Here is a 25,263-nt window from a genome sequence, read left to right on the forward strand (position 1 = left end):
GGAAACCCCTGTAGGGCAACCTTGTAAGGTTGCCCTTACATTAATCCGATGTGTTTTGCGCCGCAACAGGGCTGGCCGGTCGCGGCAACCCCCGGCGAAAGAGATCCACCACCGTATCGGCCAGGCGTTCGGCGTCGGGTTCGTCAACGATGCTCAGCCGCCCGACGCTGGGAGTGAGACTGAGGGCGTAGTACACGCGCACCAGGCTGGGAACATCCGCGCCGGGGTCAATTTCGCCGGCCTGGATCGCCTCGTGGAAGGTGGCGACGATCGTTTCGTCAATGCGCTTCAAGCACGCGCGGGAGTGAGGATGGCGCTCCAGCAGGTCAACGATCTCCGGCAGCCACAGTTGCATAGTGCTGGTGCGGTGCTCAACCTGAAGCCGCACGCTGGTGTGCAGGAAGCGCAGGAGCCGTTCCAGCGGCGAAGCGGAGCGCTCACCGGCGACCAGGGCCAGCATGCGCTCGATTAACTGGGTCGCCATTGCCGCGATCAGATCCTCTTTGGTGGGAAACTGGTTGTAGAGCGTCGGCTTGGAGACCCCCACGCGGGCGGCCAGTTCGTCCATTGACATGGCCGCGTAGCCACGCTCGGTCAACAACTGGTGGGTGGCCTCCAGGATCTCCTCGCGGAGCATCTGGCGACGGCGTTCGCGGAGTGAGTGGGTCATAGCATCTTCTTCGATTCGCTCTGTTTTTCAACACGGGGCAGCCGCGTTGCCCGGCACCCCGCCCACCGGGGTGTCAGGCGCCCCGCCACCGGCCAGACGTTGGGGCAACCGGGTTTCTCCGGGCCTCGGCCCACCGGGTTGCCCCGCGCCCCGGCCCGCTGCGGTGGCAGGCGCCCCGGCCTACCTGGTTGCGCCCGCCCCGGCCCACCGGCTGGCCCCGCGCCCCGGCCCGCTGCGGTGGCAGGCGCCCCGGCACTGGCTAGAGGCTGGGGAAACCGGGTTTCCCCAGGCCCCGGCCTACCTGGTTGCGCCCGCCCCCGGCTGGCCCCGCGCCCCGGCCCGCTGCGGTGGCAGACGCCCCTGCACCGGCTAGAGGTTGGGGAAACCGGGTTTCCCCAGGCCCCGGCCTCCCGGATCGCGCCCGCGCCCCGGACCCGGAGGACGCCTGACGGGGCTTCAATCACCCCTCGGTTTTGATGCTCACCCTGGCGCTCATCCCCGCCCGAAGCGCTGGGTCCAGGGTATCGAGGGTGATGCGCACGGTGTAGGTGCGCACATTGCCAATCACCGTAGCAGTCGGCGCGACATAGGTCACCGTTCCAGCGAAGGTCTTGCCGGGAATGGCGTCCAGGCTCACGTCAGCAGGCATGCCCTCACGCACACGGGCCACGTCGGTGTCGCTGACATTGACCTCCACCCGCAGTTCGCTTATGTCAACGATCTGGATGGCCGGGAGAGCGGCGGTACCCACCGGGTCGCCGGGATCGATGTTGACCTGCGCGACGATGCCGTCGAAGGGCGCGCGGAGCACCGACTTGTCGAGATTGAGCCGGGCGGATTCCAGGGCGACTTCGGCGGCGGTTACCTGGGCCAGCGCAGCGGCCAGGGTCGCCGCGCTGGGATCGGCGGTGATGCGCGCCAGGTTGGCTCGCGCGGCTGCCAGGCTGGCCTCGGCGGCCTCCAGACCGCCAGCGCGCTGGTCGCCGCGGAGCTTTTCGAGGTTGGCCCGGGCCTGGGCCACCTGGGCAGCCACGGCGGCGCGTTGCTCGGCGGTGGCGCCATCGAGCAGCCGCTGGAGGCTGGCCTGGGCCTGGCGGAGCTGCGCCTCGGCGGCCTGCAGGCCCTCGATTTCAGCCTGCTGCGCCTGCTCAAACGCTACGCGGGCCTGCTCAAGCTGGGCCTCGGCGGTCTGCACGGCGCGCAGGGCCGACGCTTCGCGGTCGCGGGCCTCGCGGGGCAACTCGACGGGCAACTTCTCCAGTTCACGGTTGCGCCAGTAGATCGTGCTGTAGGCGTCCTGGGCGTCGCGGAGCTGGTTGGCGGCCTGCTCCATCCGCAACTGGGCGCTGGTCTTGGCGGCCGAGAGATTGGCCCGCTGGAGTTCGAGATTGGCCGCGGCCTGTTGCACCGCTGCCTCGGCCTGCTGGAGATCGGTGGCTCTGGGCCCGGCCTCAATCTCCGCCTGGCGCGCCAGGGCCGACTGGAGGGCCTGCTCGGCGGCGGCGATGTCGGCGTCGGTGACGCTGCCCCGCGCCTGGCGCAGCGCCGCCTGGGCCTGAGCCACCTGGGCGCGGGCCGCGGCGATCTCCTCGGCGCTGGCGCCCTCGACCAGCCGGTCGTAGTTGGCCCGCGCCTGGGCCAGGGCGGCCTCAGCCTGGCGCACCTGCAACTCCAGCTCGGCCCGGTCCAGCCGGGCTAACTCCTGGCCAGCCTGCACCCGCGCGCCCTCTTCAACCAGCACCTCGGCGACGACGCCCGGCACACGGAAGCTCAGCTCGGCGGAACTGCGGGCGGCGATCTCGCCCGAGGCGGTGACGCCAGGGTTCAGAACGGGCGCGGGCGTCGGCGCGACCTGCCTGGCGGGCGCGGAGGCGTCGCCGGCGCCTGCGGGCGCTGTGGTCGGCAACACCATCGTTGGACGGATCTCTACCGTAGGCTGCGGCGCGGTGGTGGGTGCGGCGCAGGCGCCCAGGGCCGCAGCCAGGAGCACAATAGCGAGAATCTTCTGGTACACGGAATAGACTCCATATGACGTAAGGGGAACGATCCTCAACCTCCCCGGGCCTCCTCCCCCTCCACCGCAGGTGGAGAGGGAGGGCGCGCCGAGTGCAGCGAGGCGGGGGAGGGTGAGGAGCGGCGCCCCGATGCCGATTGCAGGAATATGCACAAACCAGGTTTCTCTACTCCCCTGCCCCTGGGAGGGTCTGGGAGGGCTTCGCCCTCCCAGGGAAATCCGCTCGTCAAACCTCGCCTAATCCGCCGACGGCTCGGACGTTGGCGCCGCCGGGCCGGGCAACGATGGGATGGGCGGATCGCCAGCGGGCGCGGCGGGCGCGACATGGAGCGCGGGCGCTTCTGGCTGCGCCGCCGCCGGAATGCGGCGCCGCACCCAGGCCGAGAACCGGCTGACTGCCGAGTCCATCAGGCTGTAGACCGTCGGCACCACCAGCAGGGTCAGCAACGTCGAGGTGGTCATGCCGCCGATGATTACCCAGGCCAGCCCCTTGCGGAACTCGCTGCCCTCACCGGTGGCGATGACGTGAAGGCCCAGCGCCGTGGGCAAGGCCCCGGCGATCAGCGAGAGAGCCGTCATCAGGATCGGGCGCAGGCGGATGGCCCCCGCCAGGCGCAGCGCATCGTGCTTGCTCAGCCCCAGCTCGCGCAGGCGGTTGGTGAAGTCCACCAGCAGGATCGAGTTCTTCACCACCAGACCAAGCAGCATGATCAGGCCGATCATGCCCGTGATGTCGAGGTCAATGCCGATGATGCGCAGCACCAGGAAGGCGCCGATGAAGCTGAAGGGCATGGCCATCATGATCACGAGCGGCTGGGAGAAGGAGCCAAACTGCGAGGCCAGCACCATGTAGACGAACAGCACCGAGAGGCCCATTGCCAGCAACAGCGACTCGAAGCCCTCGCTGGTCTGCTGCAGGGTGCCGACGTAGCTCACGATCACATCGCTCGGAATGCCCAGGGCAGCGATGCGCGGGGCGATTTCGGCCTGCACCTCGCCCAGATTGCGCCCCCCTTCGAGGTTCGCGCCGATAAGCACCTGGTTGAGGCGGTCAAAGCGGCGGATGGTCACCGGGCTGGAGGCCAGTTCCACCGTGCCCAGGGCGCTGAGAGGCACGTTGCCGGTGCGCGTGGGAATGCTGATCGCCCCCAGCGCCTCCACTCCGCTGCGATCCTCCGGCTCCAGACGCACCACGACGTCGGTGTCGGTCCCGTCCTGGCGCAGCACGGTGGCCCGGTCGCCGTTGATCAGCGCGCGCACCGAGGTGGCGATGTCGTCGTTGGTCACTCCCACCTCGCCGATGCGGCCGGGATCGGCGCGGAAGCGCAACTCGGGCTTGCCGAACTGGAAGTTCGTGTCAACGTCCACCAGGCCGGGGGTGCGCTGCAGCTCGGCCATCACCGCCTGCACCACCGGTTCGAGTTCGGCTACGGGCCGCGTGGTTTGCAGGCTAACCTGCAATTCGCGCCCGGCCACCCCGGTGCTGGTGGGCTGGAAGCTCGGCTGGGCGAAGGAGAGCCGCGGCAGGAAGCCCAACTGGTCGCGTAAACGCTCCTGCACCGGCACCGTCGGCGTGCGCCCTTTGAGTTTGACGAAGAACTCGGCGCGTTCAGGGTTGCCGGCGAACCCGACATTGGCGATCACCGTCTCCACCGCCGGATCGGCCAGCAGCACCTGCTCGGCCTGCCGGGCCAGGCTGTTGGTCTGCTCAAGCGCCGTACCGGGAGGGGCCTCAAAGCCCATCAAAAACTGGTGCGGGTCCTGCTCGGGGAAGAAGCTGAACTTGAGACCGCTGGCAACCACCATGCTGAGCGCCAGCACGCCAATCGCAATGCCAACGACGATCAGCCGGTTGCGGGTAGAGCGCAGCGTCCAGGCCAGCAGCGAGCCATAGGCCCGCCCCATGCGCCCGGGATCCTCCTGGGCCTCGTGGATCAGCCCGGCGTCGCGCTCGATATGCTCGCCCTCCAGATGATCGAGCTTGAGACCGGGAACCGCGTCGTGGTGCGGCCCGGTATGCTGGTGCGGCTTGACCGTGGCGCCGGGGAAGACGTTGGCCGACATCATCGGGGCCAGGGTGAACGCTTCGGCCAGCGAGAGGAGAATGGCAATGGAGACCACCAGGCCGAAAGACTTGAAGACGATGCCGGCGGTGCCTTCAGCGAAGGTCACGGGCACGAACACGGCGACGATGGTCAGGGTCATCGCCACTACCGAGAGACCAACCTCCCAGGTGCCTTTCGACGCGGCCACGCGCGCCGATTCGCCCCGCTCCATATGGCGGAAAATGTTCTCGCGGACCACGATCGCGTCGTCAATCACCAGACCGACGCAGAGGGACAGCGCCAGCAGGGTGATCAGGTTGATGGTCAGCCCGAAGAACGGCATAAAGATAAACGTGCCGATCAGAATAATGGGCAGACCGGCCATGGTAATGATCGTGCTGCGGAGGTTGCGGAAGAACAGCCAGACCACAGCGAAGGCCGCGATGGAGGCGAAGACCAGTTCTTCAAGCGAACTGGCGACCGACGAGCGCACGGCCTCGGAGTCGTCGCGAGGAATGGTGTAGGTCAGGTCAGGGCGACTGGCAAACACCTCGGCGAGCGTCTTCCGCACATTGTCGGCCACGGCGACGGTGTTGGCCCCGCTCTGCTTGCGGACCTGGAGGATAATCGCGTCGCTGCCATTGAGGCGCGAGATGCGGGTCACATCGGCCACGCCGTCCTCGACGCGGGCCACATCGCCGACGCGGTATGGCGTGCCAGTGATCTGGACGCGGGCGATATCCTCAGGGGTCTGGAGCAACGACGGGACGCGCAGGCTGATCTCCTGGTCGCCCTGGGTAATCGTGCCGAGGCCCAGGTTAGTGTTGGCCTGGCGCAGGGAATTGCTGATCTGGGAGGGCAAAATGCCATAGGCCTGGAGCTTTTCCAGGTCCATCAGCACGTTGATCTGGCGAGTTTCGCCACCGCTGACGCTGATCGAGCCAACGCCCTGGGCGCGCTGCAACAGGGGCACAATCTCATCATCAAGGATGCGACGCAGTTCCAGGGGCGACTGCCCGGCGGTACCGGCCACGGCGATGGCCATGATCGGTTCCTGGTTAGGGTCGAAGCGTTCATAGACCGGCTGGCGCACATCGCGGGGCAGGGTGGGGAGCACCGCGTTGACCTTCTCGCGCACCTGTTGTTCCGCCTCGCGAATGTCCGTGCCGGCTTTGAACTCCAGGAGGATGAGAGCAAAGCCCTCACTGGCCTGCGAGGTGATATCCTCGAGGCCCGCCAGCGTATTGACCGCATCTTCAATCGGCTTGACCACCTGATCGGCGACGCTCTCCGGACCAGCGCCGGGGTAGGTGATCGACACCGCCATCACCGGGATGTCAATATCGGGCAGCAGGTTGACGGGCGTGGTGCGAAAGGCGAGGATGCCAAAGGTGAGCACCGCCAGCATGATCATGGTGATGAACACCGGCTGGCGGATGGACATATCGGAGATCCAGAGGCCGTTGAGCTTCTCTTTCTGGCTGGGGCCGGTTGCCATTACCTTCTCCTGGATAGGATATGCACATCCTTTGCAAAGACGTTATCTTTACTCTACCGTAAAGTCTTCTGACGCGCAAGTAGATCCGTCCTGGCGGGACGGCTCTACCTCTGGGTTCCCTCAGGTAGAGCCGTCCTGGCAGGACAGCTCTCCAAGGCCCCACATAACGCCCGCCGGGGCGTATGTGCCATATGGCACCATACCACTACCTCTCTACGCAATAGGAGCGCGGGAGCTTGCACCGTCAGCGCCGAACCTGGTATCGTACTGCCGTTTACGTGCTCTGGCACACCGGCGGAGTCTGGCGCCCTGTGCGCGTCCCACATCACGGCGGAGCGAAGCCGCCGTAGCTCATAGCGCCTGCGCACCCCGGCGTGTCGCGGCACAACCGGACATCCTGCTGAGGCAGTGGGGCACCCGATGAACAAGCCACGCATTCTACTCGTAGAGGAGGACCAGAACCTTCGCGCCGCCCTCGACAGCCAGCTTCGCGCCAGGGGACACGCGATTGTCGCCACGGGCAGCGCGGAGCAGGCTATGGAGCTTCTCCGCAGTGAATCCTTCACCTTGCTGATGACCGAAGTCGCGCTCGACACAGGCGACGGGATCGCCCTGATGGCCGCCGCGCGCCGCCTGCACCCCGACCTGGAACTGATCGTCCTGACCGGCGCGGCGACGCTCGAGTCGGCGATTGCAGCCCTGAACCTCGGCGCGCGCGCCTACCTGCGGAAACCCTTCACCTTCGACCTTGTGGAGCGATATGTGGAGCGGGCGCTGGAACACTGGCGCTCTCGCAGCGCCCATCACGCCGCCCTCCGGCACCTGGGCGCCACCCTGTTGCGCATTGCCGAGCTTCACGACAACCCCTACGAGGTCAGCGAACCCCGCGAGGCCCCTCTGCGCATCGGCGCGCTACAGATTGACCCGCGCCGCCGCCGGGCGACGCTGGGCAACCGGGTCCTGCCGCTCACCAGTGGCGAATTCGATCTGCTGCTCTACCTGGCGCATCGCAACGGTGAAGTGCTTTCCCCTGAACGCCTGGCCCGCGACGTACTGGGCTACCACTGCGCGCCCGACGAGGCCCGCGAACTGATCAAGGCCCGCGTGCACCGGCTGCGCGCCAAGCTGGAACCCAACCCTCGCGCCCCGACGTTTCTGGTGAGCGTGCGCGGCGCAGGCTATATGCTGACGTCAGGCGAAGAACACTAAGGAAACAACGTTTTTCGCTAGACCCCCGCTCCCTCCCCAACCCTTCCCCGGCGGGGTAGGGCGCCCGCAGGTGTAAGGGTTTTTCGAGGGAGAAGGGGTTTTCAGCATTCCAGCGCACTTACGACCCTCACCCTCTCGCTCCCCTCTCCCGCGAGCAGGAGAGGGGGGAGTTGGGCGTCCCAATGGCCCGAATAGCGAATGCGACGCGAGGATGCGCCGGGAAACCCGGCACCTGAGAAGATGCTGAGAGGGAGTGAACGTGCAAGGAACCTGACTGTGCCGCAACCCTCCGGGTTGCGTTGCGGCAACCCTCCGGGTTGCGACACAGGGGTCTAGGGTTCTACCGATCTCTGGACGGTGAGCGATTCGGGATAGTCACGCCAGTGGTAGACCACCACCGTTCCGGTGAGCCGATCATGCCACCCTCGGCGCCGATCGTCCGCCAGAACGTTGAGAAAGCCGAGGTAGAGCGGCAGGGATGAGAGGCTATAGGCCAGGGTGCGCAGGGCGGCCCTGCCGATGCGCAGCGACGTTCCATCGGCGTGGAGCACGCGCAGGCCCAGCAGGTACTTGCCAATGGTCGCCCCGCCCAGACCCAGGAACGCAGTGAAGTAAAGAAAGGAGAAGAACTGGAGGCTGGCGAAGCCAAGCAGCAGGTCACGCAGGGGCATTCGTTCCATGGCAAGCCAGCCGGACGCTCCGAACAGCCAGCGGAACACCTGGTCGATGCCTGAGGTGCGCCAGAGAAAGTCGAGGATAATGGCGCCAACGACCCAGACGCCAAAGATTATCAGCACATCAATTACCATCGCCATAGCGCGGGTGACGAAGCCGGCGTAGCCGACAAAGCGCTCGCCGGCCCCGGAAGAGCGCGCTCGGCGCCTGCGCGCGGAGAAACTGGCAATCATCGGCCTCTCCTTCTGGTTCAATCGAATTGGCATCAGACGCGCATGTGCTACGCGCCCGCCCCGCAACGAAACCACTGGCGGCGATTCATCGGCTATCGGCTGTCGGCCTCAGACTCACCGGTCCTTTCGCCAATCATGAGACCGCGCGCCTCGAGCGGCAGAGAGGCGCGCGGAGGCCGGCGGAGCAGGCGCCGGGCCAGGTTCTCCAGACCCTGATCGCCCTGGATCGCTCCACTACGCACATCGTTCAAAATGTCGCGGGCCAGTGAACCGCTCTGCGAGCGCACCAGATCGGCCAGGGCCGGGTTCTGGGAAAGCGTTGCGATAGCCTGGTCCATGGCCGGGGTTTCCGCCAGATAGGTGATCGCGTCTTCCATCGCCGGGGTGCGCACAATTTTGCTGACCGCCCCATCCAGAGCCGGACTGGCGGCGACGCGCTCAATCACCGTATCCAGCTCCGGGCTGCCCGCCACTCGCGCCACCACCGTATCCAGCTTCGGACTGGCGGCGACGCGCTCGATGGCCTGTTCGACGACGGGCCCGGCGACGATGTGCTCGACGGCGTCGTCCATAGCCGGGGAGCGGACGATCACGCCGAGGGCCTGGGCGACGGCAGGACGCTCGGCGGCATAGATGATGGCGCGATGAAGCAGATCCTCCAGCGCCGCCCGGGCGAAGCGCCGGCTCGGCGCCTCCTCGGCCAGGCCCCGGCTGACCCAGCGCCGCGTATCCTCGTCGGTAGGATCGGCGCCGGCCCGGCGACCCCGGCGCGCGCCGAAGCGCGGGAGGGGCAGCATCTCGATCACGACCGAGAAGACCGTCCCGAAGAGATAGGCCACCACGGCGCGCAGCCAGGCAATGGGATTGCCGCGAGGCCGCAGGTGGGCCTCGGCCTCGAAGAGCCAGCCGATCAGCGCGTGGCGGAAGCGCCCCGCGCCGCTCTGCTCGGTGTCGCCCGGCGCAATTTCGGCGGGCCGGCTGATCCCGGCGGCCGCCTCCCAGGCCCCCGCGCGGGCGGTTAGCCCATCGAGACCGAGGAGCGCCGCTCCGACAACGAGGCGCAGCAGCGCCTCGGTCGGCGGAGGGGGCGGAACGGCAACCGGTTCCGCGGGCGCGCGTGGCTCCGGCGGCGCGGCGGCGCCGCGCTCGACGGGCGCGTCTGCATCGCGCAACCAGAGCGCCGGCGTGTCGGCGGGGGGCGGGGTTGGAGCGCCAGCAGGGCGCCGGGCGCCTCGATGCGCGGCGAACCGCCGCCGGCTGCGCGGGCGGGGACCAGGCGGCGCGGGCAGGGCAGCCCCGCCGGGGGGCGCTGGAGGCGCCTCAGGCGACGTCGCGGCCTCCGACGGGGTCGGCGGAAGCCTCTCCGCCTCGGTTGCGGCCGTCTCCAGGCGCTGGAGCGCCTGATCGAGCTGGCGTAGAGCCTCGTTAAAGGAAGGTTTTGACATAGAAGACCTGTACTGCCCTGTGGCGCGCAACCCTGAGAGTTGCGCCATACATTCACCAGACGGGGAAGTAGAGGCGTGGGCGCGATGGCTCCCCTATCGCCTCATTGTAGGCGAAAGCCTTTCCGCTTTGCCCTAGCCGGAAGGACGGAAGATGCGCCGCGCGCTTTGCCAGCGGCTTCACCAGGCTACGGCAACGCCATTGCAGGCGCCCCGGATCGCTCCGGCGAGACTTTACAACCAGGCGCACGAGGCGTATGCTTGGTGGCGAGGAACGAGCCGCTGGCCCCACGTACCACGAGGCAACCGATGGACGAAGCGGATCTGGCGCCGATTATCGAGGAGCTGGTGCGGCGGATCGTCGCAGCCGTGCAACCGAAGCGCATCATTTCGGCTCGGCGGCGCGCGGCCAGATGCACAAGGATAGCGATCTGGACGTCCTCGTGATCATGCCCGACAGCGCTCATCGTCGCGAGACGGCACGGCAGATCTACCCGGCGCTACGCCGCCTGGGGACGCCGAAAGATGTGGTGGTTGTGACCGAGAGCGATGTGGCCCGGTTCGCGCACGAGCCGTCACTGGTGATCTACCCTGCCCTGACCGAGGGAAAGGAGATCTACCGTGCCATCTGAGCGCTCCGTTCCCGGTTCAGCAGGCCAATGGCTGGTCTATGCCCGGCGCGACCTGGCGATGGCGCAGGCGCCGCTGCCCGAAGGGGCCGTCTACGAACAACTCTGTTTTCACGCGCAACAGGCTGCCGAGAAAGCCATCAAGGCGGTGTGTCGGGCGCGCAGCCAGACCTTCCGCTACACGCACGATCTTGACGATCTACTGTACGGCCTTGAGCGCAACGGAATGGTTATTCCTGAATCGATCTGGGACGCCGCCGACCTGACGCGATTCGCCTGGGAGTCACGCTATCCGGGCTTCGGGGAGCCGGTCACCGAAGCGGAGTATCAACAGGCCCTGACCCTGGCGCGCCGGGTGGCGGCCTGAGCGGAAGCGTTGATCGAAGCGGAGGCGGCGGGGTAGGAAGAAACGGCAACCAGGGTCGTACCGTCGCAGCGCCCCTCACGATGAGGGGCGCTGTTGTTGTGGTTCTCCCCCGATCTATTCGCTGCAGAGGGCGCAGCGGCTCGTACAAGGCCAATCCCCCGCGATCCTCCGCGTACTCTGCGGTAAACCTCAACCAGAGCCGGGAAAACCGGCTTTCCCCTCATCCAGGCACATATGGCGACGGCCCTCATGGGCGCATTTGCGAACCGTGCCTGTGGCATCATAGGGGAAGCAGGGGAACTCCGCTTGTTCCTGCCCGATGACCAGGAATACCCTCTCCGCGTCGCGCAGCGCGGGCGCATGAAAGGTGACGGTAACGGCGACCGGGTATGCTGTGTGCCGGAACCGGCTACGCACAACGAATGCAGGTACGGAGGTGGAGATGGGGAAAAGTGCGGGGAAACCAGGTTTCTGCTTACCCCCGAACCGGCTACGTTTACGACGGGATCCCGCGCGGCTGCGTTATGTAATGACAGAATGCATAAGCGTTTTCTCAACCTCCCACATCAGGTAATAACCAATGCACCTTCACACCCTCCCCGTCTACTCCCGCCTGGCTGACCCGGCGGCCGTGGCTGCCGAAGCAAAGCTGGCAGCGCGCCTGCCCGAAGGCTGGCGTCTCTCCCAGCACCAACTGGCCACCTATCAGGCTCTCCGCGACGACAACATTGACGTGGTGTTCAATACCGCCATGACTGGCGATGGCAAGAGTCTGGCCGGGCTGTTGCCGCTGCTCACCGACTCGCGCCACAATGGAACGCTGGCGCTCTTCCCCACCAATGAACTGATCCAGGATCAGTTTCGCAGCGCCAGGCTGACCCTGCCTACCTGGGGACGCGCCGAGGCATGGGCGGGCACGCTCTACGGCGCGCGGATCGACGCGCTGACGGCGGAGGTCGAGGCGCTCCAGCGGCCCGATGCCCTTGTCAAAGTCTTGAAGGATCATCGCCTTACTCTCTCCAATCCCGATATCTTCCACGCCATCATGCAGTTTCACTACCAGCGGCCCGGACGGAGTCCCGACCACGTGACCGGTCAGTTGCCGCTGCTGTTCGAGCAGTTGACCTTCGACGAGTTTCACATCTTCGAGACGCCCCAGGTGATTGCCGCGCTCACCGGGCTGCTGTTCCTGCGCACGCAGCAGCCGAGGCTCAAAACCCTGTTTCTCTCGGCAACGCCCAGCAACGAGGCTATCCAGCTTCTCGAGCGGGCAGGCCTCCACGACCGGATCAGGCTGATCGACCCCCAGTGCGAAGGCTGGTACCACCAAGGGGCCGACCCCGGCGCGGGATGGCGCCCGATTCTGCAGGCCAGTACGCTTCACTTCGCGGCCCAGAATGCCGAAACGTGGATCGCCGCCGATGGCGAGCGGATCATCCTCGACTGGTTCCGCCAGCAGCGTCCGGCGGCGAAGGGGGCGCTGATCGTCAACTCGGTAGCGACGGCCCTGCGCCTGACCGAACGCCTGCGCCCGCTCTTCGCGCGCGCGGGCCTGAGCGTGGAGTGCAACACGGGCATCACCGGCTACCGGATGCGCCAGGCTTCCTACCAGGCCGATCTGCTGATCGGCACCTCGACGGTGGATGTGGGGGTGGATTTCCGCATCAATTTCCTGGTCTTCGAGGCGCTTAACGCCGGGGCATTCTTGCAGCGTCTCGGTCGCCTGGGACGCCATACCAGCTTCATTGATCGCGATGGCGCCGAACGGCAGTTTGAGGCCTTCGCTGCCTATGCGCTCGTGCCGCCGTTTGTCTACGAGCGGCTGAGCATCCCTGAAGCGGGGGCTGGCGCTCCACTGCGCGATGGCGACACCTACACCCGCACGGATCTGGCGCGCGCCATTCAGGCGGCGTTCCCTCCGCCGGCTAGTTTTTCGGCCTACGCCCGCCGCTGGGGGCGCTTCGTTCCCGCCCGCGTGATCCAGATCCTCTCCAGCAAGCCGCTCAAAATCACCTACGCCTCGGTTACCCCAGACCTGCTGCGGCAGTATGGCAGGCTGACGCAGAGCCGCATCGGGGACGCCTTGCGCGAAGCGCAGGCGCGCCGCGATCAAGGCGAGGGGCCGCTTATCGAGGAGGCCCGGGCCTTCCGCGGCGGCAGCCCCTTTGATTGCGGCGTGATCAAGGAGGATGAGGGCGACGTGGTGACCTACGACCTGTTCTGGCTGCTGGCCAATGGCCATCTGGAACTCCTGAGCCAGGACGAGTTCTGCGCGGCCGTGCGGCGCCTGGAGAAACCCGACGCGCCCTACCGGCGGGGCTGGCAACACTTCTTCTTCCGCTGGCGCGCCCTGCGCGCCCAGCCGGAACGGGTGCAGGTCCTGCTTCCACCCGAGGTGGCCGGCTGGGGACCGGAGCGCCAGCAGGTGGCGGTGGTGCTGCCGAAGGGCACACGGGTGGACTGTAACGGGCATGACTTTCTCAACCAGCTCAACTGCGAGATCAGCCGGCGCCAGTATGTGGCGTTGATCGTGCCGGGCAAGGACCCGCTCCAGGTGCGGCGCGAGGCGTATCTGCCGCCGGGTATGCGCCTGTGGCCCTACCGTGTGGATAGCGAGGGCGGTGAGTTGCGCGGCGCGGTCGCCTTCGGACGCGAGGCCCTGCTGCTGGATAGCCGCCTGCACAACCGCCCGCTGGAGGGCGGGGAGGCCCCGTTCATTTGCTAAGACAAGGTTTTGGAAGGGGTAACGCCACTTTGTTACTTTGCCCCTGGCGGGGGTTGCGGGGGTCTGTGGCCCCCGAAGATCTTTCCTTCCCGCCGGGAAGGGGAAAACCCGGAGGGATGTAGCCCCTCCAAACCTCCTTGTAGCGGAAACTGCGGCAAATGACAAAAAAGTAAGAGGTAACGACTTCTGTTACGAGAAGTCTCATCGCAGAACCGGGAGGTGATTGATGAACCTGTCGCTGTCTGACTCTGAACCGACCGACGATTTCGAAGAAAACCTGGAAGAGGTCGCCGAGTTGAGCGAGCAGCTTACCGCGACCGAAGCGCGAGCGGCGCCGGAGGCGGAGCAGCCGGCGCTGGCCCCGGAGCCGATCTTCGCGCGGTTGCTGCGTGGGGCGATCGACCCAGACGACGCAGTGCTGGCCGATTACGCCACCCACGTGGCCCCGCGTCTCTCGGCCCGGCTCGCCCACGTGGCGGCCAAGGGCGGCGATTTTGCTCTGCGGAAGCGCGCAGCGGGCGCCCCTGCGGAGGAGGTGGCACGCTACGGCGACGACCAGAGCATGCGCGCCCACATCGTCAACGGCCTGCTGCCGGTGGCGCGGGTGGCGCGCACCCTCAAACGCTGGGGCGTACAACGCTTCGTGGACGAGTTTGACGACGAGACGTACCGGCTCTTCTGCGCGGGCTACACCCTCCACGACTGGCTCAAGCTGCCAGGCGTCAATAAAGAGCTACACGCCCTGGGACTGGAATACAACACGGTCAACGTAGCGGTCCATCTGCCCGAGGTGGAGCGGATCATCAGCCGCTGGTGCATTGACCTGGGCCTTGACCGCTTTCTGGAACCCATCGGCGGGCTTGCCGTGCATCTGCACGCTCTGATCTACATCGCCTCGAACACCCAGCTTCAATGGGGAGTGATGCGCAACCTGGCGGCCCTGCCGGGGCTGCGCGCGCGCGGGCGCACCCTGAGTCTCGCCACCGATCTGGCAACCTTCGCCGACTACCTGGCCTATCTGGGCCGCACGCCAATCGAGGCGGCGAGCCATCGGGCCATCCGGGACATGGTGGCCAGCTTTGACGATGCGCATGTCGGCATCGCGCTGACCTACCATCACCTCGCCGATGTGCGCGGGGTGATCACCAGCATCATCAACAACGCCGCCATCGCCGCCTACGCGGTTCCAGACCAGCGCGCACCGCTGCTCTTCGCGCCCACCGGCGCGGTCTATCTGGAGCGCCGGGGCGCGCCCCCTGCGCCAGCGGTGGCCGACGTGGCCGAGACCACGGTCGCGCATATCCGCGAGTTGTGCCAGCGCCAACTGGCCGAGAACCTGACCGGTTTTCGTCGCGACGGGAAAGGGATCAAGCTCGCCGACTACTACACCATGTTTCTCGCGCCGCGCGACCTGGCCCGCCTGGTCGCCGACTTCGCCGAACAGCGCATCACCGGCAGGGCCTCGGCGGGCGAGCGTTACGCCCGCATCGCTGCCAAGGGCCTGGCGCCCGCCGGAACCGACCTGAACCTGCCAGACACGCTCGAAGTTGATCGTATCGCCGAAACCTGCGCCCTCCTGGTGAAGATCGCTGCCGACGCCGATCCCGCCCTCGATGCCGAACAGGTGCTGCTGGATCACATGGGTCTCTCCCATCTTCGTGACCTGGTCAGGCAGATCAACAGCGGCAAGACCGGCGGCGTTCCGTATGGCTGGTACTACGCGGCGGGGATGTACCGCAGAATGACGCCCGGTCTCGATGAGCAGCAGTGGGTCGAACGCCTGCGCGCGCTGGCCGAGTCGGTCGCCGCGCGGCTGCCCGATACGCCGCCAACCGCCGCGCCGCAGTGGGAAGAGATTCGGCGTTATGTGGCCGATCACCTGCGCTTTAGGCCGACGCCCCACGCTGATCTGTCCGCCCGCTTCCAGACGGAACTGGCGCGCTACGGCAAGGCCCGGGCCGGCGGGCGCGGCGCGACGACAGTGTGCGGCCTGTGTTCCTCGCCCTACCGCGTCAGTGAGCAACAGGAAGCCGCCAGCCTGTTCGCGCCGATGGTCTACACCAACAAGCAACCGCTGCACGGCAGCAAGGCCATGCGCCACATCTGCGCGATCTGCGGCGCGGAGATGATGCTGCGCCAGTTGCTGATGAAGCGCGGCCAGGAGAGCGGCGGCAACTTTGAGAAGCGCAAGCTGCGCTATCTCTACTTCTACCCCACCTATTTCTTCACCCCCGAGAGCCTGAAGATGCTCCGCGCCGCACACGATCAGCTCAAGCGGGTCAGTTTCACCGAGTTGCGCAAGGCGTTGGGCAACAATGGCGAGATCCTTGATCTGGACGCGGAGACATTCCAGCGCATAGAACCCCTGCTGCTGGACTCCACGCCGCCTGAGCCGGCCAGCGACCGGCTCTTCCGGCTCCGCTTCCCGAGCAACGAACCGATCACCTTCAGCTTCATCGGCATCCCCCCCGCCGCGCGCGAACCGAAGGACGCCGAGGCCTGGATCAACCCCGCCTTCCTGGCCCTGCTGCTGCCGTTCATTCTGGACGTGAAGGTAGTCGCCAGCGAGAGCCTGCTGCCTATCATCCAGGAGGCCACGGAACTGCCCGAAACGGTCGCCTTCGACGGGGCGCACGCCTACGTGGGTCGTACTGTCGAACAGGCGCGCCTCAATCTGGATCAACTCCTCCCCGCGCTCCAGCGGCTGGTGGCGAGCTACCTGGTGCATCTCGACGGCAACGCCAGAGCCGGCGCGGGCGGCTTCGATTACCGCTGGAACGAGATCCCGGCGGTGGCCCGCAACCTGGAAACCTCACCCCTCTACGCTTTTCACTACCTGAAGAAGGGGCTGCGCCGCGAGAGCGGCGACGGCATCCCGGCGAAACAGGCCGCGCGCTACGTCCACCTCGTCGAACAGTATCTCGATCCGGAGAACACAGCCATGTCCCACGCTCGCCAGCTGGTCACCCTCTACCGTCAGTTCTACCGCCACAAACCCGGGCGGCTCAACAGCAACAGCATTCTGAAGCCGCTGAGCGAAGCCGCCGCAGTCATTCTGGAGGCCGATCCCCGCCTGTTCGATGACGACGAAGCCCTGATCGAAGCGGTTCAGGGACGGCTCAGCAAGTTTCTTGACAACGTGGACCGCGGAAGCGCCGATGGCGCCATCCCCAGGTGGATTGACCGCGAGACGCGCGACGCGAGTCTGGAGGCGTTCAGCCGCTACATGGTCGAGGAGGTGTACCGCAAGGCCTTTGGCGGTGACCGCGCCGCGCTGGCCGGCCGCCAACTCAACCTGCTCAAAAACGCCTGCGAAGCGATCTACATAGCCGAGCAGCGCCGCGAATGGCGCGAGCGCGGCGAGCAACCCGACGAAACCGAGAATGGCGCCGCCGAAGCCTGAGGCTGGTTGTCAGAGCACTGTCCAACCGTTACGCTAACTGCAGCTTTTTGGAAGGAGAAAACCGAATCATGCTCGCCACAACGTTCTTCCCCGATAGCGTTCCGCCGCGCCCCAACGGGCGCTACGCCCACATCGTGCTGCTGCGCGAGACCGACTCCTACGCCCTGTTCCAGACCGACGGCGAACTCAACACCGCCCGGATGCATGCCGGCGTCGTTGAGACCGATCTCATGACCCGCATCACCATGTTCAAACGCAAGCAGACCACCCCGGAGCGGCTGGCGGGCCGGGAGTTGCTGCGCCGCTACGGCTTGATCAGCGCGGAGCAGGCCGCCGAGGGCAAGGATCGCAAGACGGACGAGCGTGGCGTCGCCGTGGACAGTCAGGGCCTGCCGATCTGCGACTACAACGTGGACTTCTGCAAGCAGTGCCCCGACTGCATCAGCTACGGCTTCGCCATCGGCGACGCTGGCTCCGAGAAGTCGAAGGTCTACAGCGACACGGCCTACAGCCTCAGCGCCTTCGACGCCAGCCACGAGGCGTTTACTCTGAACGCGCCCTATGAAGGCGGGACGATGAGCCGCAAGGGCGAGGTGACCAGCCGCATCAACGAGCAGGATCACGTGCGCCCGCAGACCCTCTTCCCGTCCGTGATTACCACGCGCGACCTGACCGCGCCTCTGTTTTTGTACGTCCTCAACAACGTGCTGCGCACCCGGCGTTACGGCGCGCAGACCACCCGCACTGGCACGATGACCAATCACGTCCTGGGCATTGTGCTGGCCGATGGCGAGATCTTCTCGAACTTGCACTTTACTCAGCATCTTTACGACCTGTTGCACCGGCAGGGCGCCATCGATCCTGCTCGCCCCATCCCCGTGCCCGACGCCCTGGCCGCCTCGCGCGAGGTGATCCGCTCCCTGCTGGAGGAGGATCGGGTGGTCATCGCCCAGCATCTGCACGGCGATAATCTGGCGTCGTTTCTGGCCGACTTTGGACAGCGGACTAGCAGCGACGAAGGGATGCGCGAACTGCTGCGGGCCGCGGCCCGCGACAGCGCGGCCTACTTTGCCGCCTACATCCAGAAGAAGGATAAGAGCAAGAAAGGCTAGGACCCCGTCCGACGCCGGGGCCGAAGCACTGGCTGCGCCGCTGCTTCGGCCCGGCTCGAAGGCGGCGCCAGGAAGAGGAGCGCGCACATGCACCTGTACGTCTGTCGTCTAACGCTCCACGAACCGCTCTTCTTCGCCACCCGCGAACTGGGGCGGCTCTACGAGACGGGGCGGTACCTGCACAACTATGCCCTGAGTTACGCCCTGGGACTGGCACAGGCCCCCTGGTTCAACCGCGAGCAGGTTCCGCGTTACAAGGAGGACCTTGGCAGCCTCACCGGCGTATACGTAACCGCGGCCCAACCGGAACGGACCAGTTTTCAGCTTGCTACCTTCAAGTATGGCGAGGAGATCTTGCACGTCGAGATGCAACAGGCGACGCGCAATACGCCCTCCTTTGGCCGCGCCAAGGAACTGGCCCCCGACTCGCGCTTCGTGTGTTACGTTATCAGCCAGGCGCCGTTGCGCCTGCCGCGCTGGGTGCGCCTGGGCAAATGGCACAGCAAGGCGCTAGTGGAGGTTGAAGAGGCTCCGGTGGAGGAGCGGGAGGGCGCCTACGTGGCCGCCTGCCCGCTCAACCCCCTCGACGTGCCGGCGAACGTGTTGCAAGCCTTCGACATCATTTCGATGCCCCCGGCGAGCCTCGTCGCCAATGCTCGCTGCCACGGGCTGCACTACGTCCTGCCCGGTGACCAGGGGTTGCCGGTGGGGATGCGGTACATGTTTCCGTAGGCTATGTTGCACATCAGCCTGACAGTCTGCTCCACACCTCCACATCACCGGTCTGTGGAGGTGTGGAGGTGTAGAGGTGTGGAAGTGTAAAGGTAGGGAAGTGAAACTATGGCCCAAGGGAACGAGCAGGCTTGAATTATTTGCGGTAGGCAATCACCTGCCACGGAGGCGCATATGAGCGATTTTCCCGATCTGTACGCTTTTGTTCTCCGGTTGCACCCGCTGGAGGGCGGGCCACCGCCACGCCCCCAGGGCCACGGGCTGCAGGCGCTCTTTCTGGATCTGGTGCGCCAGGTGGCACCCGAGGTGGCCGAGGAGCTGCATGCCGACGGCCCGGGCAAGCCCTACACCGTCGCGGCCCTGCCCCAACGTAACCGCGACGTGGTGGACCTACGCGTCTCCCTGCTGCGCGCCGATCTATTCCAGCCCTTCGTGCACGCCCTGCTCCGCCAGATGCCCGGCGCGGCCCCGCTGCGCCTCGGCCAGAGCGCGCTGCACCTCGGCGATGTGATCGGCACCCCGCCGCCGCAGGGCCACCCCTGGGCCGGTTATGACAGCTTCGTCGCCCTGGCGGCCCGCGCCGAAGCGGCACATACCGTCGTGCTCGAGTTCGCCAGCGCCACCGCCATCGGTCAGGCGGCGCGCCCCGACGGCAAGCTGCGCCTGGCGATCCTGCCTGAGCCGGAGCTGATCTTTTTCAGCCTGGGCAGACGCTGGAACGAACTGGCCCCGGCGCAGGCGCGCCTGGATCTCGATCTGGTCCGGGCAGCCGCCGCCGACACCCTGGTCTCGCGCTATCGCGCCGAGTCGCGCGAGATCAACCTGGGCAAAGGCCCGCAAAAAGGCTTTGTCGGCACGGTGGCCTACGAACTACCGGTGAACCCGGAGCAGGCGCGATTGCTGGCCCTGCTCGCCGACGCGGCCCTCTTCCTCGGCGTGGGGATCAAGACTGCACGGGGCATGGGTCTGTGCCGGCGCCTGCCCGATAAGGAGACAGGTCCATGAGCATTGACATAGGTCCGCCTGAATTCATTCCGCTCTCAATGTTGAATGCCCTGGCCTACTGCCCGCGGCGCTTCGCCTACGAGTTCATTCAGGCCGAAATGCTGTTGAACGAACACGTGGTTGAGGGCCACCTGCGGCACGAGGGCGTCGATCTGGGCGGCACGACATGGCTGGAAGACACGGTGCAACACCGGCGGGTGTACGTCTGGAGCAACCACCTGCGGATCGCCGGCTTCTGCGACGTTGTCGAAGCGCGCGGCGGAGAACGCTATCCGGTGGAGTTCAAGAAAGGCCGGCCGGGACGCTGGCAGAACGATCACGCACAGATCTGCGCCCAGGCCCTTTGCCTGGAGGAGCGCACCGGCGCACGGATCGAACGGGGCTTCATCTTCTACTTCGCGGCGCGGCGGCGGGAGGAAGTGCGCTTCACGCAGGAACTACGCGCCGAGGTCGAGCATCTGGCGCGCGAGGCCCACCGCCTGGCGGCAGCCGGGACCCTGCCGCCGCCGATTGACCAGCGCGCCCGCTGCCGGGCCTGCTCGCTCGAGCCTCTATGCCTGCCCGACGAAATCCGTCAACTAACTGGCGCGGTTGCAGGCTGATGGTTGATAGTGTACCAGACAGTACTCCGACCCTCACCGGCGGGGCCTGTAGCGTCTCTCGAAACGATCGACTCGCAACGATGGCAGTGCGAGCGCAGCAAGCCATAAGGCTCAGTGGCTTGCGTGGATCAAGCATTCCGGTCAGTGCTCTCAGTTCGCCTCATTCGCCCATGCTCGGAGACAACCATCTATGATTGACATCCCTGGACCTGGCGTGGAGGTTTGTATGGCAACCCTGTATCTCACCGAACAATACAGCGTCGTCAAACTCGAAGGTGAGACCCTGCGGGTGCAGGCCGCGGGCGGACGCAACGGCGACGCGATCCGGGTTCCGCTCAACAAGATCGAACAGATCATGGTGCTGGGCGAGATCACCCTGACCACTCCGGCGCTGCACGAACTCCTCAAGCGCCGGATACCGGTCCACTACCTGACCGCCTGGGGCCGTTCCTACGGCTCGCTGGTGGCCGATTGGGGCAAAAACAGCGGGGTGCGCCTGGCGCAGTACGCCCTGGCAAGGGACGTGGCGCGCAGTTTCGCCGTGGCCCGCGCTTGCATTGGAGGCAAACTGCAGAACATGCGCACGCTGCTGCTGCGCTACGCCCGCGGGCGCGACAATGACGCCGCGCTGCAGGAAGCGGCCCAGAGCATCCGGCGCTACCTGCGTGACCTCGAGCGTCTGGAACCGCCCGCCGACACGAGCGACCGCATGCACGGTCTGGGGCCACTGTTGGGGCTGGAGGGCAGCGGGAGCGCTGCCTACTACAGCGTGCTGGGCATGCTGCTCAAGGGCGAATGGAACTTCACCGGACGGGTCAAACGCCCGCCCACCGATCCGGTGAATGCGGTGCTCTCCTTCGGCTACACCCTGCTCACCAACCAGACGGTATCCCTGGTCCACGCCGTCGGGCTCGATCCGGGCCTGGGCGTGCTGCACCAGCCGGGCTTCGGCAAACCGGCGCTGGCCCTGGACATTGTCGAAATGTTTCGCCCGATCATCGTGGACTCCGTCGTAATGACCATGATCAACACCGGCCAGTTGACGCCCAGAGACTTTGAAGAAGAACTGGGCGCGTACCGGTTACGGGATGGCGCACGGCGAACCTTTCTGGAGAAATTCGAAGCCCGGCTCAACGAACAGGTGCAACATCCCCTGTTTGGATACCGGGTCAGCTACCGGCGCTGCATCGAACTTCAGGTCCGGCTGTTCGCCAAATACGCCCAGGGGGAAATTGAACGTTACGTTCCGTTTACCGTGCGCTAGGCGCTTCCAAGCTTAAGTTTTATTGCAGACAGATCAGCTTCATTGGCATGTTACGTTCCGTTTACCGTGCGCCAGGCACTTCCACATCACGGAGGGTCGCGCAGAGCAGTCACCGGGAGCGCGGATCGTGATGACATCTGGGCGTGCGCCTACTACACCTACCGGTGCAGTCGCGAAGAGCGGTCACCGGGAGCGCGGATCGCGATCCGCGCAACAAGTGCGCTAGGCGCTTCCACACCACGGAGGGTCGCGAAGAGGGCCTGCTCGCCGAAAAACCTGCTCGCCGGCCTATGAGGTTGTGCGCGCTCCCCGGCCAGGTACGTGGCGGAAACCTCATTAGAGGATCTCTGGCGGCGCCACTCGCCTCAGGGCTCAGATCCGATATACAAGAAACGACATACATATCATGGGAGCCTCAGCAACCACAACGCTCTACATCATCGCCTATGACATTCCCGACGATCGGCGACGGACAAAGGTGCACCGGCTGCTCTGCGGATACGGCGCCTGGACGCAGTACTCCCTCTTTGAATGCTGGCTCACGCGGCGCCAACTCGTAGAGCTGCGGGCCAAACTGGCACGGCACCTGCTGGAGGAGCGTGACAGCGTGCGGTTCTACCCGCTCTGTGGCGCGTGCCGCGAGCAGGTATTGACCGTAGGGGGGCCGAAACCGCGCGATCCGGTAACGGTCATTCTCTGAAGGACGCCACGGCCCCGATCAGGGGACCATCAAATCTTTGCCGACAGGGTTGACCGCTACCGAACAGGTTCGCACCCGCTACGACCCGGACCTCGTACGTGGAGCGAGAGGCCCTCGACCCCGACCCGGCGGCCGAACAGGTTCGCACTACATCCTCTGCGTCCCCTGCGCGCTCTGCAGTAAGTTTAAACATGGTACGTCTCCGCCATATCGCCACGCGCCAGGCGCGATTCGAGTAGCGAAGCATGGGGTCTCAGAGCGGGAGGTGCTCGCATGACACGATTGGGCATTCCAGCGCGGCGGAAGTCATGGTACAATGGGAATCCGGTCGCCGATTCACGGCACAGTGTGCCTGCATGCGCGCGCTACTCGCAACAGCGCGCTTCCCTGGCGTCCTGAAGCGGTAACGAGCGTGTAGGGGTCGAAAAGGCCACTAATCCGCAAGGCGGATTGAAACTTTTGAGCAACCGCGGCGGGTTCGGGTTCGGATTGTGTCGAAAAGGCCACTAATCCGCAAGGCGGATTGAAACGGAGGCGGCAGCAGAGGCGGAAGCTCCCCGCCGAGGGTCGAAAAGGCCACTAATCCGCAAGGCGGATTGAAACGACAACACAACGCGGTCCACGCCGTACGAGGGCAAGTCGAAAAGGCCACTAATCCGCAAGGCGGATTGAAACCACCGGTACGAGTGCGGTGACGGCGCGTGTCTGCACAGGTCGAAAAGGCCACTAATCCGCAAGGCGGATTGAAACTCTGGTACCGGCGGTTGGGAGCCAACAGGCTGATGATGTCGAAAAGGCCACTAATCCGCAAGGCGGATTGAAACCGCCATAATAGTGTTGCGAGTTACAGGCGAGTTACGGTCGAAAAGGCCACTAATCCGCAAGGCGGATTGAAACCCACGCTCCCGGTAGTTGAACGTGGCAAATCCGGGTCGAAAAGGCCACTAATCCGCAAGGCGGATTGAAACCAATGTCTCGCGTCCGTATATTGCCAAATTGTGCGGTCGAAAAGGCCACTAATCCGCAAGGCGGATTGAAACTCATCGGATGGGCGGTCGGGCGGTGTGGTCATAGGGGTCGAAAAGGCCACTAATCCGCAAGGCGGATTGAAACTGAGGTTGAGGATACGATGCCGGAAATGTGAGCACGGGTCGAAAAGGCCACTAATCCGCAAGGCGGATTGAAACGTTCGTTTCATCTGCCGATAGCACATCACCAGATAACGGTCGAAAAGGCCACTAATCCGCAAGGCGGATTGAAACTCAGTGTCTGGACAGCAAAGTGATGACGTGTTCTGGCGTCGAAAAGGCCACTAATCCGCAAGGCGGATTGAAACCGATGAAAACATCATGGGCCGGCCCGAGGGGGGCGGGTGTCGAAAAGGCCACTAATCCGCAAGGCGGATTGAAACACAACGATAGTTCCCGACGCAGACCATGCCATCCTTGTCGAAAAGGCCACTAATCCGCAAGGCGGATTGAAACTATCACCTGCAGCGCCCAATCGTGCAGATCTCCCTGGTCGAAAAGGCCACTAATCCGCAAGGCGGATTGAAACGCGGTTTTAAAGCGTCCTGATAACGTCCCCTGGAAGGGTCGAAAAGGCCACTAATCCGCAAGGCGGATTGAAACTTATTGAGCAGGCTCGAATGGCCGCGGTACTGGACGGTCGAAAAGGCCACTAATCCGCAAGGCGGATTGAAACTCGGCGATGAGGGGGAAGAAGACATTGAAAACCATCCGGTCGAAAAGGCCACTAATCCGCAAGGCGGATTGAAACCCCCGGTCCCGCCTCGTGCTCAAAATCGGCCATCGCGGTCGAAAAGGCCACTAATCCGCAAGGCGGATTGAAACTACAACAAGTCCGTTCAAGCGCAAGCGCACCCGCCGGGGTCGAAAAGGCCACTAATCCGCAAGGCGGATTGAAACGTTCGACTCCGACCTGGCCCGCGCCGTGACACTCGGTCGAAAAGGCCACTAATCCGCAAGGCGGATTGAAACATAGGTCCGAAAGGCGTCCGCGATCGCCTGAGAGCGTCGAAAAGGCCACTAATCCGCAAGGCGGATTGAAACAGGATATCCGCCGCGTGGCGTGTCACGGTGCGGCCGTCGAAAAGGCCACTAATCCGCAAGGCGGATTGAAACGCGTATCAAAAAGCTCAACGCAGCAACGACGCAGGAGGTCGAAAAGGCCACTAATCCGCAAGGCGGATTGAAACGTATCATGGGCACACGGCGGGCAGGCCGCGCGTTTGGGTCGAAAAGGCCACTAATCCGCAAGGCGGATTGAAACGTCGCAGAATAAGTTACCCAGCAGCCCCCGCAGGATGGTCGAAAAGGCCACTAATCCGCAAGGCGGATTGAAACGGTCGTTTCCTTGCGCACGCTGGCTTTCAGCGCCGTCGAAAAGGCCACTAATCCGCAAGGCGGATTGAAACCTGTCTTGCAGCTTCGTGCGAGCCAGGCGCACGAAGGTCGAAAAGGCCACTAATCCGCAAGGCGGATTGAAACCCAGGCCCAGAACTGCATCAGGAACGCCCGGCCCAGGTCGAAAAGGCCACTAATCCGCAAGGCGGATTGAAACTGCGTGCGTATGCGCCATATGACCTTTGATTGGTCAAGTCGAAAAGGCCACTAATCCGCAAGGCGGATTGAAACCATAAATACGATATTAATTCAGCGTATCCCTACGCGGTCGAAAAGGCCACTAATCCGCAAGGCGGATTGAAACCTCATCTACATCATTAGGAAACGATAACCATGGAAGGTCGAAAAGGCCACTAATCCGCAAGGCGGATTGAAACTCCGGCCTGGTCAAGGACGGCGTTTTGACCCCCGCCGGTCGAAAAGGCCACTAATCCGCAAGGCGGATTGAAACACGCCCAGGTGCTGGCTCACCGCGGCAATTCCGACGGTCGAAAAGGCCACTAATCCGCAAG

At 65.0% G+C, this 25,263-nt stretch carries 16 protein-coding genes, 2 pseudogenes and 1 CRISPR repeat array (1 of these 19 running past the window's edge); of the genes and pseudogenes, 12 read left to right on the plus strand and 6 right to left on the minus strand.

Annotated features, from left to right (window positions below):
- Positions 1 to 40: 40 nt before the first annotated feature.
- Both NZU74_06525 and NZU74_06530 read right to left on the minus strand, forming a co-directional pair.
- Complete coding sequence (locus NZU74_06525) at positions 41 to 670, minus strand: TetR/AcrR family transcriptional regulator (GenBank protein ID MCS6880972.1); 630 nt, start codon at positions 668 to 670, stop codon at positions 41 to 43.
- 460 nt (positions 671 to 1,130) lie between these two features.
- Entirely contained in the window at positions 1,131 to 2,003 is an 873-nt protein-coding gene (locus NZU74_06530) for an efflux RND transporter periplasmic adaptor subunit (GenBank protein MCS6880973.1), read from the minus strand.
- Between the two features lie 269 nt (positions 2,004 to 2,272).
- Between NZU74_06530 and NZU74_06535 the strand changes: the two are divergent.
- Positions 2,273 to 2,410 (plus strand): annotated as a pseudogene (locus NZU74_06535) (murein L,D-transpeptidase).
- On the opposite strand, the pseudogene NZU74_06540 reads toward NZU74_06535, so the two are convergent.
- Together NZU74_06540 and NZU74_06545 are read right to left on the minus strand one after the other, a co-directional pair.
- A pseudogene (locus NZU74_06540) lies at positions 2,367 to 2,582 on the minus strand (biotin/lipoyl-binding protein). The pseudogenes NZU74_06535 and NZU74_06540 sit on opposite strands and share 44 nt — an antisense overlap.
- Positions 2,583 to 2,921: 339 nt before the next feature.
- Positions 2,922 to 6,227, minus strand: a complete 3,306-nt coding sequence (locus NZU74_06545; protein MCS6880974.1) for an efflux RND transporter permease subunit — start codon at positions 6,225 to 6,227, stop codon at positions 2,922 to 2,924.
- A 420-nt stretch (positions 6,228 to 6,647) separates the two neighbouring features.
- On the opposite strand from NZU74_06545, the gene NZU74_06550 reads away from it, so the two are divergent.
- Entirely contained in the window at positions 6,648 to 7,436 is a 789-nt protein-coding gene (locus NZU74_06550; GenBank protein ID MCS6880975.1) for a response regulator transcription factor, read from the plus strand.
- Between the two features lie 332 nt (positions 7,437 to 7,768).
- On the opposite strand, the gene NZU74_06555 is transcribed toward NZU74_06550, so the two are convergent.
- Positions 7,769 to 8,344 carry an RDD family protein gene (locus NZU74_06555; protein ID MCS6880976.1) on the minus strand — a complete coding sequence of 192 codons (576 nt, stop codon included), beginning with the start codon at positions 8,342 to 8,344 and terminating at the stop codon, positions 7,769 to 7,771.
- 92 nt (positions 8,345 to 8,436) lie between these two features.
- Positions 8,437 to 9,789 (minus strand): hypothetical protein, encoded by a 1,353-nt coding sequence (locus tag NZU74_06560; protein MCS6880977.1) that lies wholly within the window; start codon positions 9,787 to 9,789, stop codon positions 8,437 to 8,439.
- 254 nt (positions 9,790 to 10,043) lie between these two features.
- Here NZU74_06560 and NZU74_06565 point away from each other — a divergent pair, with 254 nt between their 5' ends.
- The 10 genes from NZU74_06565 (at position 10,044) to cas2 (ending at position 22,325) form a co-directional block, all read left to right on the plus strand.
- Positions 10,044 to 10,418 (plus strand): nucleotidyltransferase domain-containing protein, encoded by a 375-nt coding sequence (locus NZU74_06565; protein ID MCS6880978.1) that lies wholly within the window; start codon positions 10,044 to 10,046, stop codon positions 10,416 to 10,418.
- Positions 10,408 to 10,782, plus strand: coding sequence for a HEPN domain-containing protein (locus NZU74_06570; protein MCS6880979.1), 375 nt, complete (start codon positions 10,408 to 10,410; stop codon positions 10,780 to 10,782). The genes NZU74_06565 and NZU74_06570 overlap by 11 nt, the downstream gene beginning before the upstream one ends.
- A 580-nt stretch (positions 10,783 to 11,362) precedes the next feature.
- Positions 11,363 to 13,507, plus strand: a complete 2,145-nt coding sequence (gene cas3 / locus NZU74_06575; GenBank protein ID MCS6880980.1) for a type I-D CRISPR-associated helicase Cas3' — start codon at positions 11,363 to 11,365, stop codon at positions 13,505 to 13,507.
- A 226-nt stretch (positions 13,508 to 13,733) separates the two neighbouring features.
- Entirely contained in the window at positions 13,734 to 16,910 is a 3,177-nt protein-coding gene (gene cas10d, locus NZU74_06580) for a type I-D CRISPR-associated protein Cas10d/Csc3 (protein ID MCS6880981.1), read from the plus strand.
- A gap of 68 nt (positions 16,911 to 16,978) precedes the next feature.
- Positions 16,979 to 18,022, plus strand: a complete 1,044-nt coding sequence (gene cas7d / locus NZU74_06585) for a type I-D CRISPR-associated protein Cas7/Csc2 (protein MCS6880982.1) — start codon at positions 16,979 to 16,981, stop codon at positions 18,020 to 18,022.
- Between the two features lie 87 nt (positions 18,023 to 18,109).
- Positions 18,110 to 18,754, plus strand: coding sequence for a type I-D CRISPR-associated protein Cas5/Csc1 (gene cas5d / locus NZU74_06590; GenBank protein MCS6880983.1), 645 nt, complete (start codon positions 18,110 to 18,112; stop codon positions 18,752 to 18,754).
- Between the two features lie 174 nt (positions 18,755 to 18,928).
- Entirely contained in the window at positions 18,929 to 19,759 is an 831-nt protein-coding gene (gene cas6, locus NZU74_06595; GenBank protein MCS6880984.1) for a CRISPR system precrRNA processing endoribonuclease RAMP protein Cas6, read from the plus strand.
- Positions 19,756 to 20,361, plus strand: coding sequence for a CRISPR-associated protein Cas4 (gene cas4 / locus NZU74_06600; protein MCS6880985.1), 606 nt, complete (start codon positions 19,756 to 19,758; stop codon positions 20,359 to 20,361). The genes cas6 and cas4 overlap by 4 nt, the downstream gene beginning before the upstream one ends.
- A 226-nt stretch (positions 20,362 to 20,587) precedes the next feature.
- Positions 20,588 to 21,625 carry a type I-D CRISPR-associated endonuclease Cas1d gene (gene cas1d / locus NZU74_06605; protein ID MCS6880986.1) on the plus strand — a complete coding sequence of 346 codons (1,038 nt, stop codon included), beginning with the start codon at positions 20,588 to 20,590 and terminating at the stop codon, positions 21,623 to 21,625.
- 406 nt (positions 21,626 to 22,031) lie between these two features.
- The gene (gene cas2 / locus NZU74_06610) at positions 22,032 to 22,325 is read left to right on the plus strand and encodes a CRISPR-associated endonuclease Cas2 (GenBank protein MCS6880987.1); all 294 of its coding nucleotides are present in this window, start codon (positions 22,032 to 22,034) and stop codon (positions 22,323 to 22,325) included.
- A 420-nt stretch (positions 22,326 to 22,745) separates the two neighbouring features.
- Positions 22,746 to 25,263: direct repeats of the CRISPR family, unit length 37 nt; unit sequence GTCGAAAAGGCCACTAATCCGCAAGGCGGATTGAAAC (it continues 305 nt past the right edge of the window).

This window comes from Chloroflexaceae bacterium (assembly GCA_025057155.1).
GTDB lineage: Bacteria > Chloroflexota > Chloroflexia > Chloroflexales > Chloroflexaceae > JACAEO01.